This window comes from Acetobacter lovaniensis, from assembly GCF_014207635.1.
GTDB lineage: Bacteria > Pseudomonadota > Alphaproteobacteria > Acetobacterales > Acetobacteraceae > Acetobacter > Acetobacter lovaniensis.
The window spans coordinates 23,805-37,161 of record NZ_JACHIE010000003.1 but is presented as its reverse complement, the minus strand read 5'-3'; the positions used below and the strand labels follow the sequence as shown (position 1 = coordinate 37,161).

The 13,357-nt window shown below is 57.5% G+C and carries 13 protein-coding genes; all 13 read left to right on the top strand.

Annotated features, from left to right (window positions below; all coding sequences use genetic code 11):
- Positions 1–6 precede the first annotated feature (6 nt).
- On the top strand, positions 7–570 hold the full coding sequence (locus HNR55_RS04995; protein WP_025826157.1) for a NuoB/complex I 20 kDa subunit family protein: 564 nt from the start codon (positions 7–9) through the stop codon (positions 568–570).
- Positions 563–1,222 carry an NADH-quinone oxidoreductase subunit C gene (locus HNR55_RS04990; protein ID WP_166112255.1) on the top strand — a complete coding sequence of 220 codons (660 nt, stop codon included), beginning with the start codon at positions 563–565 and terminating at the stop codon, positions 1,220–1,222. Before HNR55_RS04995 ends, HNR55_RS04990 begins: the two co-directional genes overlap by 8 nt.
- On the top strand, positions 1,222–2,505 hold the full coding sequence (locus tag HNR55_RS04985; protein ID WP_166112252.1) for an NADH-quinone oxidoreductase subunit D: 1,284 nt from the start codon (positions 1,222–1,224) through the stop codon (positions 2,503–2,505). The genes HNR55_RS04990 and HNR55_RS04985 overlap by 1 nt, the downstream gene beginning before the upstream one ends.
- On the top strand, positions 2,502–3,137 hold the full coding sequence (locus tag HNR55_RS04980; protein ID WP_166112249.1) for a complex I 24 kDa subunit family protein: 636 nt from the start codon (positions 2,502–2,504) through the stop codon (positions 3,135–3,137). Before HNR55_RS04985 ends, HNR55_RS04980 begins: the two co-directional genes overlap by 4 nt.
- Before the next feature lie 11 nt (positions 3,138–3,148).
- Positions 3,149–4,477 carry an NADH-quinone oxidoreductase subunit NuoF gene (gene nuoF, locus HNR55_RS04975; RefSeq protein ID WP_166112246.1) on the top strand — a complete coding sequence of 443 codons (1,329 nt, stop codon included), beginning with the start codon at positions 3,149–3,151 and terminating at the stop codon, positions 4,475–4,477.
- A gap of 5 nt (positions 4,478–4,482) precedes the next feature.
- Complete coding sequence (gene nuoG, locus HNR55_RS04970; protein ID WP_166112243.1) at positions 4,483–6,564, top strand: NADH-quinone oxidoreductase subunit NuoG; 2,082 nt, start codon at positions 4,483–4,485, stop codon at positions 6,562–6,564.
- A gap of 5 nt (positions 6,565–6,569) precedes the next feature.
- Positions 6,570–7,601 (top strand): NADH-quinone oxidoreductase subunit NuoH, encoded by a 1,032-nt coding sequence (nuoH, locus tag HNR55_RS04965; protein WP_166112240.1) that lies wholly within the window; start codon positions 6,570–6,572, stop codon positions 7,599–7,601.
- Positions 7,598–8,086: an NADH-quinone oxidoreductase subunit NuoI gene (gene nuoI / locus HNR55_RS04960; RefSeq protein WP_166112237.1), complete on the top strand. Its 489-nt coding sequence runs from the start codon at positions 7,598–7,600 to the stop codon at positions 8,084–8,086. The genes nuoH and nuoI overlap by 4 nt, the downstream gene beginning before the upstream one ends.
- Positions 8,087–8,122: 36 nt before the next feature.
- Positions 8,123–8,836: an NADH-quinone oxidoreductase subunit J gene (locus tag HNR55_RS04955; protein ID WP_086645423.1), complete on the top strand. Its 714-nt coding sequence runs from the start codon at positions 8,123–8,125 to the stop codon at positions 8,834–8,836.
- Positions 8,833–9,156 carry an NADH-quinone oxidoreductase subunit NuoK gene (gene nuoK / locus HNR55_RS04950; RefSeq protein WP_179290120.1) on the top strand — a complete coding sequence of 108 codons (324 nt, stop codon included), beginning with the start codon at positions 8,833–8,835 and terminating at the stop codon, positions 9,154–9,156. The genes HNR55_RS04955 and nuoK overlap by 4 nt, the downstream gene beginning before the upstream one ends.
- An 8-nt stretch (positions 9,157–9,164) precedes the next feature.
- Positions 9,165–11,105 carry an NADH-quinone oxidoreductase subunit L gene (gene nuoL / locus HNR55_RS04945; protein ID WP_166112234.1) on the top strand — a complete coding sequence of 647 codons (1,941 nt, stop codon included), beginning with the start codon at positions 9,165–9,167 and terminating at the stop codon, positions 11,103–11,105.
- Positions 11,106–11,167: 62 nt separating this feature from the next.
- Complete coding sequence (nuoN, locus tag HNR55_RS04940; protein ID WP_166112231.1) at positions 11,168–12,610, top strand: NADH-quinone oxidoreductase subunit NuoN; 1,443 nt, start codon at positions 11,168–11,170, stop codon at positions 12,608–12,610.
- Positions 12,607–13,356 (top strand): biotin--[acetyl-CoA-carboxylase] ligase, encoded by a 750-nt coding sequence (locus HNR55_RS04935; protein WP_166112227.1) that lies wholly within the window; start codon positions 12,607–12,609, stop codon positions 13,354–13,356. The genes nuoN and HNR55_RS04935 overlap by 4 nt, the downstream gene beginning before the upstream one ends.
- Position 13,357: the final 1 nt, after the last annotated feature.

Below are 13,357 nucleotides of genomic sequence, written 5' to 3'. Positions count from 1 at the left end.
GCCAGCATGACCACACATCACGACGAAAACGCCATTATGTGGAACAGGGAGGCTTTGCCGCCGGGGCCTGAGCAGGATGCGGTGGTGCGCGGCATTACCGGTGTTCTGGCTGAAAAGGGCTTTGTGGTTGCAAGTCTGGATAAGCTGGTTAACTGGGGGCGCACGGGCAGTCTGTGGCCCATGTCCTTCGGGCTTGCGTGCTGCGCGGTGGAAATGATCCACGCGTATATGCCGCGTTATGACCTGGACCGCATGGGTATTATTCCACGCGGGTCGCCCCGTCAGTCGGATGTGATGATTGTAGCAGGCACACTCACCAACAAAATGGCCCCAGTATTGCGTCGCCTGTATGAGCAGATGGCCGAGCCGCGCTGGGTTATTTCCATGGGGTCATGCGCCAATGGCGGGGGGTATTACCATTACTCCTACTCCGTTGTGCGTGGGTGTGACCGCATTGTTCCCGTGGATGTGTATGTGCCGGGCTGCCCGCCAACGGCCGAGGCGCTCATTTACGGCATTATGCTGCTCCAGAAAAAAATTCGTCGGACAGGGACAATTCTCCGTGGCTGATATTTCAGTAAATCCAAGACAGGCCCGGCTGGAAGGGCAGTTGTCCTCTCTGGCGTTTACGTTCCTTGCCTCCCAGCCCCATGTGTCCTACGCGGCGGTGGAAAAGGGCGAGCTGGTGGTGCACACGACGTGTGAGCATCTGGTGCCGTTCCTTACCCTTTTGCGTGATGATCCGCGCTATAGGTTCGAACAGTTGATGGACCTGTGCGGTGTGGATTTTCCTGCGCGTGCCCAGCGGTTCGAGGTGGTCTATAACCTGCTGTCAGTTACCTATAACCGTCGTATCCGGGTTGTGGTCTGCACAGATGAATACGCGGCGGTGCCATCGGTGCATCATCTCTGGCCATGTGCAACATGGTGGGAGCGTGAGTGCTACGACCTGTTTGGCGTGCTGTTTTCCGGCCAGCCCGATCTGCGCCGTATTCTGACCGATAACGGGTTTGAGGGGCATCCGCTTCGCAAGGACTTCCCGCTGACCGGGTATGAAGAGGTCCGTTATGACGCGGAGCGCAGGCAGGTTGTTAAAGAGCCTGTTTCGTTAACGCAGGATTTCCGTGATTTCGATTTTGTTTCTCCGTGGGAAGGCATGCTGACCCTGCCGGGAGATGAAAAAGCGCACGAAGTCCGGCAGGGTATGAAGAGGTCCTCCTGATGACAAAACAGGATAACACCGAATCTCTCACGTTTGCGCAGACGATCCTGCGCGAAGATATTCCTCAAAGCCTTTTGCCAGATGATAAAGCTTTGGAAATTGAGAAGAAGGTTGTCGAGATTGACTCCCACGCTCTCAATTTTGGCCCCCAGCATCCGTCAGCTCATGGCGTGTTGCGTCTGGTGCTGGAAATGGAAGGGGAGCTTGTTGCCCGCGCCGTGCCGCATATCGGCCTTTTGCACCGGGGCACGGAAAAGCTGATTGAATACAAGACGTATCAAAAAGCCCTGCCGTATTTTGACCGTCTGGATTACGTCTCCCCCATGTGCGAGGAGCAGGCATTTGCTCTGGCCACGGAAAAACTGCTGGGAATTGATATTCCAGAACGCGCCAAGTGGCTGCGCGTCATGTTTGCGGAAATTACCCGTATTTTAAACCATATTCTCAATCTGACCGCGATGGGGCTGGACTGCGGTGCGGTAACCCCGGCCTTGTGGGGATATGAAGAGCGCGAGAAACTTCTGGAGTTTTACGAAGCCGCATCCGGCGCGCGCTTCCATGCCAATTACTTTCGTCCCGGCGGTGTTGCGCGGGATATTCCGGCAAGTCTGGAAGACCGGATCGGGGTGTGGGCCAAGGAGTTTCCCGCCTGGATTGATGAACTGGAAGGCCTGCTGACCGAAAACCGGATATGGAAACAGCGCACGGTTGGCATTGGCGTTTTTACAACCGAGCAGGCTCTGGCCTGGGGGTTTAGTGGTCCGTGCCTGCGTGCATCTGGCGTGCCGTGGGACCTCAGGCGCAACCAGCCTTATGACAACTACCATAAGGTGGACTTTAATGTGCCCGTGACCCGGCAGGGTGATTCGTACGACCGCTATCTGGTGCGCGTTGCTGAAATGCGTGAAAGCGTCAAGATTATCGAGCAATGCCTGAGCCAGATGCAGCCGGGTGACATTAAAATACAGGACCCCAAGTTCAGCCCGCCCCCCAGAGCGGACATGAAGCGCTCCATGGAGGCCCTGATCCATCACTTCAAGCTGTTCAGCGAAGGCTACCATGTGCCTGCAGGCTCCACCTACACGGCGGTGGAAAGCCCCAAAGGGGAGTTTGGGGTCTATCTGGTGGCTGATGGCAGCAACCGGCCGTATCGGTGCAAAATCCGGCCAACGGGTTTTGCGCATCTGCAGGCCATAGATGAACTCTCACGCCGCGGTATGCTGGCTGACATGGTGGCCATTATCGGGTCGCTTGATCTTGTGTTTGGGGAAGTTGATCGATGAGCACAGCCTGGACACCGGCAGAACAGCCGGACAGCTTTGTATTCGATTCTGCATCAGAAGCGGAAATTGCTGGTGTTCTCAGCAAATATCCGGAGGAGCGCAAGGCAAGTGCTGTTATGCCCCTGCTCTATATTGCGCAGCGGCAGATGGGGCGGGTAACCGGGAGTGCTTGGGTGCCCGTGGTGGCCATGGATGTTATTGCCCAGCGTCTGGGTATGGCGGCCATGCGGGTTTACGAAGTGGCGTCTTTTTACACCATGTTCAACACGCGTCCCATCGGGCGTTACCATTTGCAGGTCTGCACCACCACACCGTGCTGGCTGCGTGGCTCTGATGATGTGGTGGAAGCCTGCCAGAAAGCGACAGGTATCCAGCATTTTGGAGAAACCAGTGCAGATGGCCTGTTTACCATGACAGAAGTGGAATGCCTTGGTGCCTGCGCCAACGCGCCAATTCTGCAGGTTGATGATGATTTTTATGAAGATATGAACGCCGAACGCACGGCGAAGGTCATAGCCGAGTTGCGGGCCGGGCGCAGACCCACGCCCGGCCCCATGATCGACCGTAATGTTTCGGCCCCCGAGGGTGGGCGCAAAACGTTGCTATCATCCTCTACGGCGGATCAGGAATAGGAGAGACGGCCATGCTGGCTGACAAGGACCGGATCTTCACCAATCTTTACGGGCAGAATGACTGGCGGCTGGAGGCAGCCCGCAAGCGGGGTGACTGGGCTAACACGGCAGATATTCTTGCCAAAGGCCGGGACGCCATTATTGCGGAAATGAAGGCCTCTGGCCTGCGTGGCCGCGGTGGGGCGGGTTTTCCCACCGGGTTAAAATGGTCGTTCATGCCCAAGCAGTCCGACGGGCGGCCGCATTATCTGGTTATCAATGGAGATGAATCCGAACCCGGCACCTGCAAGGACCGGGAGGTTATGCGCCATGAGCCGCATAAGCTGATCGAAAGTGCTCTGATCGCATCTTTTGCGATGGGGGCGCATGCGTCCTACATTTACATCCGTGGGGAGTTCTGCCGCGAGGCCGAGCGTCTGCAGGCCGCTATTGATGAAGCCTATGCCGCAGGGCTGCTTGGTAAAAATGCAGCAGGCAGCGGCTGGGATTTTGATTTCCGTATCCACAGAGGGGCAGGTGCCTATATCTGTGGTGAAGAAACCGCCTTGCTGGAAAGTCTGGAAGGCAAAAAAGGCCAGCCCCGCATGAAGCCGCCATTCCCCGCAGGGGTAGGGCTTTATGGTTGCCCGACCACGGTTAATAATGTGGAAAGCATTGCGGTTACGTCCACCATCATGCGGCGTGGGGCAGCCTGGTTTGCCGGGCTTGGACGCCCGAATAACGCGGGTTCCAAGCTCATGGCCATTTCCGGCCACGTTAATACACCTTGCGTGTTTGAGGAAGAACTGGGTGTGCCGCTCAAGGACATCATAGAGAAGCACGGCGGCGGTGTGCGTGGGGGGTGGGATAACCTTCTGGCGGTTATTCCCGGTGGCTGTTCTGTGCCGCTGCTGCCCAAATCGGTCTGTGAAACCGTTCTGATGGATTACGACAGCCTGCGTGCCGAGCATTCCGGCCTAGGTACGGCCTGTATGATTGTTATGGACAGATCGACCGATATTATAAAAGCCATTGCAAGGTTCTCAAAGTTTTTCAAACACGAAAGCTGTGGTCAGTGCACTCCCTGCCGCGAAGGCACGGGCTGGATGATGCGCATGATGGACCGGATGGTGCAGGGGCGTGCGGATATTGAAGAAATTGATCTGCTGGAGCAGGTCACACGGCAGGTTGAAGGGCATACGATCTGTGCGCTCGGCGATGCCGCAGCATGGCCCATACAGGGTCTGATCCGGCATTTTCGCCCGGAAATGGAAGAACGGATCCGCCAGTACAAAGCCGCATATGGCAGTACCGGGCTGGTGCAGGTTCCCGCCGGTGGCGTTCCGGCAGCAGTGGAGTAACGGCAATGGTCAGGGTAATTGTTGATGGTACGCCAGTAGATGTGCCTCCCGGTTCCAGTGCGTTGCAGGCCTGTGAGGCCGCAGGCAAGGAAATCCCGCGGTTCTGCTACCACGAGCGCCTGTCTGTTGCGGGTAACTGCCGTATGTGTCTGGTGGAGGTGGCGCGAGCGCCCAAACCTGTTGCGTCCTGCGGGTTCCCCGTTGCGGATGGCATGCAGATTTTTACGGACACCGAAGTGGTGCGTCGCGCCCGCCGGGCCGTTATGGAATTTCTGCTGATCAACCACCCGCTTGACTGCCCGATCTGTGATCAGGGTGGGGAGTGTGATCTACAGGATCAGGCTTACGGTTATGGCTCTGGTGTTTCGCGCTATAAGGAAGATAAGCGCGCCGTAACGGACAAGGATCTGGGGCCGCTGGTTAAAACGGTTATGACCCGTTGCATCCAGTGCACGCGGTGTGTGCGTTTTAGCACCGAAGTTGCAGGCACTCCCGAACTGGGTCTGGTCTCACGCGGGGAAAATGCCGAAATCACCACATATGTGGAAAAAGCCCTGACTTCCGAACTCTCGGGGAACCTGATTGATGTCTGCCCGGTTGGGGCGCTCACAGCCAAGCCTTCGGCTTTTCATGCCCGCTCATGGGAATACAAGAAGACTGACAGTATTGATGTCATGGATGCGCTGGGCACCAATATTCAGGTGCAGGCCCGTGGCGGAGAAGTCATGCGGATTGTCCCGCGTGTAAATGATGATGTGAACGAAGAATGGCTGTCTGATAAAGGCCGTTTTTCCATCGATGGCCTCAAGCGCAAACGGCTGGACAGGCCGTGGGTGCGGGTTCATGGGAAAATTTCTTCTGTTTCATGGAAAGATGCACTCATAGCCCTTGCGCGCCGGTTTGATGGTGTTCCGGGTGACAGGATCGGCGCCATAGCTGGTGATCTGTGTGATGCGGAAAGCCTGTGTGCCATAAAAGATCTTTTGCAGAGCCTTGGCTCTTCCAATCTGGATTGCAGGCAGGATGGTGCCTGGTACGATACCAGCGCGCGTGCGGGCTACCTGTTTAACAGTGACATCAGCGGGATAGATCAGGCCGATGCATTGTTGCTTGTTGGCACCATGCCCCGGCATGAAGCCCCGGTGCTGAATGCGCGTATTCGCAAACGCTTTGTGGATGCTGGCCGGGGTGGTTTTCCCATTGGTATGATCGGCACGCCCTCGGCGGACATGACATATGACGTGACCGTTCTGGGGAACGGGCCGGATGTGCTGGCGGATATTCTAAGCGGGAAGAATGCGTTTGCCGAAGTTCTGCAAAACGCCAAAAACCCCATGATTATTGTCGGCCACTCTGCCCTGACCCGGCGTGATGCCCCAGCAATTTATGCCGCCTGCCGCGAACTGGCTCATGCCTGTGGTGCCGTAACGCCTGAATGGCAGGGGCTGAACATTCTGCACACGGCGGCGTCCCGCGTTGGGGCGCTGGATCTTGGGTTCCTGCCCGGCCCGCAGGGATGCGATGCCGCCAGCATGCTCCGTGGTGGGGTGGAAATTTTGTGGCTGCTGGGTGCGGATGATGTGCAGCTTGATCGCATCCCGCCGGAAACATTTGTCGTGTATCTGGGGCACCACGGGGACGCCGCCGCACAACGGGCGGATATTATACTCCCCGGCGCAGCCTATACCGAAAAACCGGGCACATATGTCAACATGGCAGGGCGTGTGCAACGTGCTTTCCGCGCCGTGTTTGCTCCGGGAGAAGCGCGGGAAGACTGGCGGATTATTCGGGCTTTTTCCGAAGTGCTGGGCCACACCCTGCCTTACGACACGCTGGAACAGTTGCGGGCGCATATGGCGCAGGTCAACCCGGTTTTTGCCATGAACGGGGGCAGTGCGCAGCGTCTGGCGGGCACAACGGGTGGACAGGCCGCGCCAGCCAGCGGGCAGGCGGGTGAACTTATGCCAGCTCCGTTCCGCCCTGTTATTCAGGATTATTACCAGACCAACGTCATAAGCCGCGCCAGCCAGACCATGGCTGAGTGTTCAAAGGTTTATGGCGTGGCGCCTGCGGTTGCAGCGGAGTAAGGGCAATGGCATATTTTTTCTACCAAACCCTTGTGGGCCAGATCCTGCTGATGCTGCTGGAAACACTGGCGGTACTGGTGCCGTTGCTGATTGGTGTTGCCTACCTTACGCTGATGGAGCGCAAGGTTATGGCCGCCATGCAGCGCCGCCGGGGGCCAAACGTGAACGGTGCCTTTGGTCTGTTGCAGGCCTTTGCCGATGCGATCAAGATGATTGTGAAGGAAACGGTTATTCCTGCAGGGGCCAACCGTGTGCTGTTCCTGTTTGCCCCTTTCCTGACCTTTTCACTCGCCATGGCAGCCTGGGCGGTTATTCCGACAGGGAACGGGCTGGCGGTTGCCAACATCAATGTGGGTATCCTTTACCTGCTCGCCATGTCCTCCCTTGGGGTTTACGGCATGCTTATTGCGGGGTGGGCCTCCAACTCGCGCTATGCGTTCCTGGGGGGCTTACGCTCTGCCGCGCAGATGGTTTCTTACGAGGTGTCCATCGGGCTGGTGATTGTGTCTGTCCTGCTGGCGGTGGGGAGCCTGAACCTGAACGATATTGTGCTGGCGCAACGGCACATCTGGTTCTGCGTGCCCATGTTTCCCATGTTTATCGTGTTCTTTATTTCTGCTCTGGCGGAAACCAACCGAGCACCGTTCGACCTGCCCGAAGGGGAGAGTGAACTGGTTGCGGGCTTTTTTGTGGAATATTCGTCGCTCGCCTTTGGCCTGTTCTTTCTGGGCGAATACGCGAACATGATCCTCATGTCCTCCATGGTCAGCATTCTGTTCCTTGGTGGCTGGCTGCCGCCTCTGGGCATTGCACCGCTGACATGGATACCCGGCCCGCTCTGGCTGATCTTTAAAATCCTGTTCTGCCTGTTTGTCTTTATCTGGGTGCGCGCCACGTTCCCGCGCTATCGCTACGACCAGCTTATGCGGCTGGGGTGGAAGGTGTTCCTGCCTTTCTCGCTGCTGTGGATGATCGGCACGGCCGGGTTCCTTATGGCAACAGGCCTGCTGCCTCACATGGGAGGGGTAAACTCATGAGCGTTCTTGGCACCACATTGCGGTCTTTTCTGCTCAAGGAACTGGCCGCGGGCATGGTCTCCACCTTCCGTATGATGTTCCAGCCCAAAGTCACGCTGAACTACCCGTATGAAAAAGGGCCCCTGTCCCACCGTTTCCGGGGTGAGCATGCCTTGCGGCGCTACCCCAATGGGGAGGAGCGCTGCATTGCCTGCAAACTGTGCGAAGCCACATGCCCGGCAGAGGCCATTACTATTGAAGCCGAACAGCGTGATGATGGCTCCCGCCGGACCACGCGCTACGATATTGACATGACAAAATGCATCTACTGCGGCCTGTGTGAAGAAGCCTGCCCGGTGGATGCGATTGTTGAAGGCCCGAACTATGAGTTCGCCACGGAAACCCGTGAAGAGCTGATGTACGACAAGGGCAAGCTGTTAGCGAATGGGGACCGCTGGGAATCCCTGCTCGCACGGAGGCTGGAACTCGATGCACCGTATCGTTGAGCAGATGCAGACCACGCCAGGGCAGGAGGTTGGCCAATGATGGCACAGCTCGTTTTTTACGTTTTTGCGGCGGTATTGCTGCTTTCGGCCTCCATGGTCATCAGCGCACGCAACCCGGTTCATGCAGTTTTGTTCCTGATCCTCGGCTTCTTTAACGCGGCGGGGCTGTTTCTGGTCGCTGGTGCCGAGTTTCTGGCCATGCTGCTGGTCATTGTCTACGTGGGGGCGGTGGCGGTTCTCTTCCTGTTTGTGGTGATGATGCTGGACATAGATTTCAGCCGCCTACGTGAAGGGTTCCAGCGTTATGCTCCTCTGGGGTTGTGCATTGGGGGTGTGCTGCTGGCCGAACTGGTCATGGCCTTCAGCAACTGGCGCATGGCCCCTGCGGGTGTGGTCGCACCTTTGGCCGTGCAGCCGGGGCTAACCAATACCGCAGCCTTGGGCACGGTTATTTACACGCATTATGTGCTGCTGTTTCAGGCCTGCGGGCTGGTTCTGCTGGTCGCCATGATTGGCGCCATTGTGCTGACCCTGCGTGAGACGGCTACAGGCCGCCGCCAGAATATTGGCCGCCAGCATGCACGCACACGTGAAGAAACGCTGGAGCTTGTTAATCTGCCACTTGGCGAAAACGTGTTTGAGCAGGGAGGTTTCCTGCGACCCAAAGGCTCCTATTACGAAATTGCGGTTCCCGGCTCCTATGGCGCGGGTGAGCCGGAAAAGACGGAAACTGAGGAGAAAGGCGCATGAATACGGCAATCGCGTCTGTAGGGCTGGGGCCTTACCTGTTTGTCAGTGCGGCCCTTCTGGTTCTGGGGGTGTTCGGGATTTTTCTGAACCGCAAGAACATTATTGTTCTGCTCATGTCCATGGAACTGATCCTGCTTTCCGCAAACCTCAATCTGGTTGCGTTTTCCTCGGCTCATGGGGACCTGTCGGGGCAGGTCATGGTGCTGTTCGTGCTGACCATTGCCGCGGCCGAAGCCGCCATTGGTCTGGCTATTGTTACGGTTTACTTCCGTAACCGCGGCTCCATCCAGGTCGAAGACGTGACGATGATGAAGGGATGAGCAGCGTTATGCAAACAGAACTCACTCTGTTTTCCGTTGCCGTGTTAACGCCTCTGGCGGGGGCGGTTGTGGCGGGCCTTGGTGGCCGCTTTATGGGGGATACCCTCGCCAAGCTTGTAACCATTGCCTGTATGGCGGTTGCTGCCCTGTGTAGTGTGGGTGCGCTGTGCGCGGCATGGCTTGGGGGATTTCCCCACGCTGCTGTCCCGCTGGCGCAGTGGGTGCATGCCGGGGGTTTTGATGCAACATGGACCCTGCGGTTTGATACACTCTCCGTGACCATGACCGCTATGGTGCTTGTAGTCTCGCTGCTCGTGCATTGCTACAGCATTGGCTACATGAGCCATGAGAGCATGCCGACCTATCGGTTTTTCTCCTATCTTTCGCTCTTCACCTTTGCCATGCTCATGCTGGTCTCTTCCAATGACCTGATCCAGCTTTTCTTTGGCTGGGAAGGTGTTGGCTTGGCCAGTTACCTGCTGATTGGCTACTGGTACGATCGCCCGGCCGCTACGGCTGCCGCCATCAAGGCCTTTGTGGTCAACCGTGTGGCGGACCTGTTCTTTATTGTTGGCATTGGTCTGATTTACGTTCTGTTCCACTCGGTGCAGTACGATACCATTTTTGCTGCCGTGCCTGCGGTGCTTGACACCCCTTACACACTCTGTGGCGTTTCCTTCCGGATGCTGGAAGTCATCTGCTTCCTGCTGTTTGTTGGGGCTATGGGCAAGTCGGCCCAGTTGTTCCTGCACACATGGTTGCCCGACGCCATGGAAGGCCCCACACCTGTTTCCGCCCTGATTCATGCGGCGACCATGGTTACGGCGGGTGTGTTCCTTATGGCGCGTATGTCGCCGTTGCTGGAGTTTGCGCCGGGTACGCGCACCTTTGTTATTCTGATCGGGGCAACAACCTGCTTTTTTGCCGCAACCGTTGGCATGGTGCAGCCTGACATTAAGCGGACCATCGCCTATTCTACCTGCTCGCAGCTTGGCTACATGTTTGCGGCCGTTGGGGTGGGGGCGTATCAGGCGGCGGTATTCCACCTGACCACGCATGCGTTCTTTAAAGCGCTTCTGTTCCTTGCCGCTGGTTCGGTCATTCATGCCATGCATGATGAGCAGAACATGTTCCGCATGGGCGGTCTGTGGAAAAAACTGCCTGTTACTTACGTGGTCATGTGGCTGGGCAGTCTGGCGCTGGCCGGGGTTTATCCGTTTGCCGGGTACTGGTCCAAGGATGCCATTCTCAACGCGCTCTGGGCGTCCGATGCCTCCTACAGCCATTACGCATGGGCCATGGGTAGCATTACTGCGTTCCTGACCGCGTTTTACAGCTGGCGGCTTCTGTTTCTGGTCTTTCATGGCAAACCGCATGATGAGCATGCCCGTGATCATGCGCATGAAAGTCCGGCGGTTATGACCGTGCCGCTGCTGGTGCTGTCTATTGGTGCGGTTGTGGCCGGTGTGGCGCTGGCACCGTTCTATATTGGCGCGCATCAGAGTGCGTTCTGGAACGGGGCGATTGTGAACGCGCCTGCCAACCACATTATGGAGGCGTTCGAGCACGTGCCTGCGCTTATTGCGCTGCTCCCCAGCCTTGCAGGGCTTGCGGGTATTGCGCTGGCGTTTGTGCTGTATGTGAGCGCACCGCATGTGCCGGCCACACTGGCCCGGAGCTTTGGGCCGATTTATCGGTTCCTGCTCAATAAATGGTATTTTGACGAACTGTACGACAGGATTTTCGTGCGCCCATATGCAGCACTGGCCCGTGTGCTGTGGAAAGGTGCGGATGAAGGGGTCGTGGAAGGTCTGCCGCTTGATATTGTGCGTGCCACACGGGATGGCGCGTTGCAGGCGGTCCGGCTCCAGAGCGGTTCCATCGCCATTTATGCCTTTACCATGCTGGCAGGACTTGTGGTGCTGCTGACAGTTGCGCTGTGCGGGTGATTTAGCATGACCAACGCCATTCCGACCCAATCCTCTTCCTATCCTCTGCGGAGTGCGCAGCGATGAGTGTGACAGTGTTCAACTGGACCGTAGCCCTGCCTGAAATTGTGCTTGCCCTGTCGGGTATTGTCATTCTGGTAGCCGGTGTGCTCCAGCGGAAAGGGGAAGGGTTTTTCCCCGCCGCCATACTCAGTCTGGCAGCCTTTTTGGTCTGTGGTTTTCTGGTTGTGCTGTCTCCTTCGGGGGCGGGGTATGCAGGAACCTTTGTGAATGATGGCTTTGCCCGGTTCATGAAGGTGCTTATTCTGGCAGGCGGCTTTGTGGCCGTGGCGCTGAGCGTAAGCTACCGTACTGCCGACCGGCGGCCCCTGCCGTTTGAAACCCCGGTGCTCATGCTGTTTTCCACGCTGGGGGCCATGCTTATGGCATCCTCAGCTAATTTGATGACACTGTTTGTCGGGCTGGAACTCTCATCGCTGTCCATTTACATCCTGTGTGCCCTGGAACGGGATAATGTTCTCTCGTCCGAAGCGGGGATGAAGTATTTTATCCTCGGTTCCCTGGCGTCGGGCCTGCTGCTGTATGGCATCTCGCTCGTGTATGGGTATGCGGGCACCATGGAATATGCCGGACTGGTGGATGCGGTCCGGGCCGCAGCCATGCCGCCCATGGGGCTGGTCGTGGGTATTGTCTTTATTGTTGTCGGCCTGTGCTTCAAGCTTTCTGCCGTGCCGTTCCATATGTGGACGCCCGATGTGTATCAGGGTGCGCCAACACCCGTTACGGCATATATGGCCGGGGCCCCTAAGTTTGCAGCCTTTGCCCTGTTCCTGCGCGTTATGGCCGGGCCGTTTGGCTCTGTTGCTCCTCGCTGGCAGATACTGGTGGAAGCGGTCTCTATCCTGTCCATGGTTTACGGGGCTTTTGCGGCTATTCCGCAGACCAATATCAAGCGGCTCATGGCTTATTCCTCCATCGGGCACATGGGCTATGCCATGATGGGGCTGGCAGCGGCTTCCACAGCCGGTACGCAGGCCACGCTTATTTATCTGGCCGCCTATTTTGTTATGAATGCTGGTGTTTTTGCAGGCATTACGGCCATGCGCCGCAACGGGCGGGAAGTAAACTCCATTGCGGATCTGGCGGGCCTTGGGCGCTCGGACCCGGCTATGGCGCTTGCTCTGGCCGTGTTCATGTTCAGCATGGTCGGCGCGCCGCCTCTGGCTGGCTTTTTTGGCAAGTTCATGGTTTTTGCAGCAGCGTGGCAATCCGGCCTTTACGTGCTGGTGTGCATTGGCGCATTGTCCAGCATTGTCGGAGCCTATTATTATCTGCGGGTTGTAAAAGTTATGTATTTTGATGCGCCAGCCCATGCGCTGGACCGCCCCGCACCCAGCCTTCTGTTTGTTTCGGGCGGGATGGGTGTTGCAACTGTTGTTTTTGCTGTTGTGCTTGGGCCAATCATGTCTGTGGCGCATCAGGCCGCACTTGCTCTGGCTGGATGAGCGGGCAGGGTGATTTCTGGCGGCTCACCTGTTTTGATGAGTTGCCATCGACCTCCGATTATTGCCTGAACGCCTGCCGTTCGGGCGACCCTGTAGCCGGGCTTGCAGTTTTGGCCCGGCGGCAGACCAAAGGCCGGGGTAGCCGTGGCCGTACATGGCTGGATGGTGGGCAGGGGCTAGCACTCAGTGTTGTGCTGGACGGTACGCAGGCCGGGCCGGAAGCGCTGGGAGGCTGGCCTTTTGTGGCATCCCTCGGGTTTTATGATGGGCTTTTGCGTGCCCAGCCTGCGGCCCAGCCCCACCTCATGATCAAATGGCCGAACGATATTCTGCTGGACGGGTGCAAGATGGGGGGTATCCTCATCGAGCGGGAGGGGGCTTACGTTCTTGTCGGCTTTGGGGCCAATCTTGTTTCGGCTCCTGATCCGCGTGCGCTGGAGCGCACGGTGGCCTGTCTTGCGCAATGTGGTCCAGTCCCGGATGGGGAGGTTGTGGCCCGGCATGTGCTGGACGGGCTTACGTTCTGGTCTGAGCAATGGCGGCAGAAAGGCTTTGCCAGCATTCGCGCAGCCTGGCTGGAAAGGGCGCATCCTGTGGGGACCCCCCTTGTCGTCCAGGGCGGGACTACTTATGAGAAGGGGCTCTTTGCAGGTCTGGCACCAGATGGCCGCCTGCTGCTGGACACGGAAGGTGGCATGAAGACCATCGCAACAGGGGATATTCTGCTTATGGAAAAGGGCGCATAGG

What these genes read in the sequence shown, in the direction of transcription:
- nuoK (WP_179290120.1), top strand. Translation starts at nt 8,833, where the DNA reads ATGAATACGGCAATCGCGTCTGTAGGGCTGGGGCCTTACCTGTTTGTC.
- nuoG (WP_166112243.1), top strand. Translation starts at nt 4,483, where the DNA reads ATGGTCAGGGTAATTGTTGATGGTACGCCAGTAGATGTGCCTCCCGGT.
- nuoF (WP_166112246.1), top strand. Translation starts at nt 3,149, where the DNA reads ATGCTGGCTGACAAGGACCGGATCTTCACCAATCTTTACGGGCAGAAT.
- HNR55_RS04935 (WP_166112227.1), top strand. Translation starts at nt 12,607, where the DNA reads ATGAGCGGGCAGGGTGATTTCTGGCGGCTCACCTGTTTTGATGAGTTG.
- HNR55_RS04995 (WP_025826157.1), top strand. Translation starts at nt 7, where the DNA reads ATGACCACACATCACGACGAAAACGCCATTATGTGGAACAGGGAGGCT.
- nuoL (WP_166112234.1), top strand. Translation starts at nt 9,165, where the DNA reads ATGCAAACAGAACTCACTCTGTTTTCCGTTGCCGTGTTAACGCCTCTG.
- nuoH (WP_166112240.1), top strand. Translation starts at nt 6,570, where the DNA reads ATGGCATATTTTTTCTACCAAACCCTTGTGGGCCAGATCCTGCTGATG.
- nuoI (WP_166112237.1), top strand. Translation starts at nt 7,598, where the DNA reads ATGAGCGTTCTTGGCACCACATTGCGGTCTTTTCTGCTCAAGGAACTG.
- HNR55_RS04985 (WP_166112252.1), top strand. Translation starts at nt 1,222, where the DNA reads ATGACAAAACAGGATAACACCGAATCTCTCACGTTTGCGCAGACGATC.
- HNR55_RS04955 (WP_086645423.1), top strand. Translation starts at nt 8,123, where the DNA reads ATGATGGCACAGCTCGTTTTTTACGTTTTTGCGGCGGTATTGCTGCTT.
- HNR55_RS04980 (WP_166112249.1), top strand. Translation starts at nt 2,502, where the DNA reads ATGAGCACAGCCTGGACACCGGCAGAACAGCCGGACAGCTTTGTATTC.
- nuoN (WP_166112231.1), top strand. Translation starts at nt 11,168, where the DNA reads ATGAGTGTGACAGTGTTCAACTGGACCGTAGCCCTGCCTGAAATTGTG.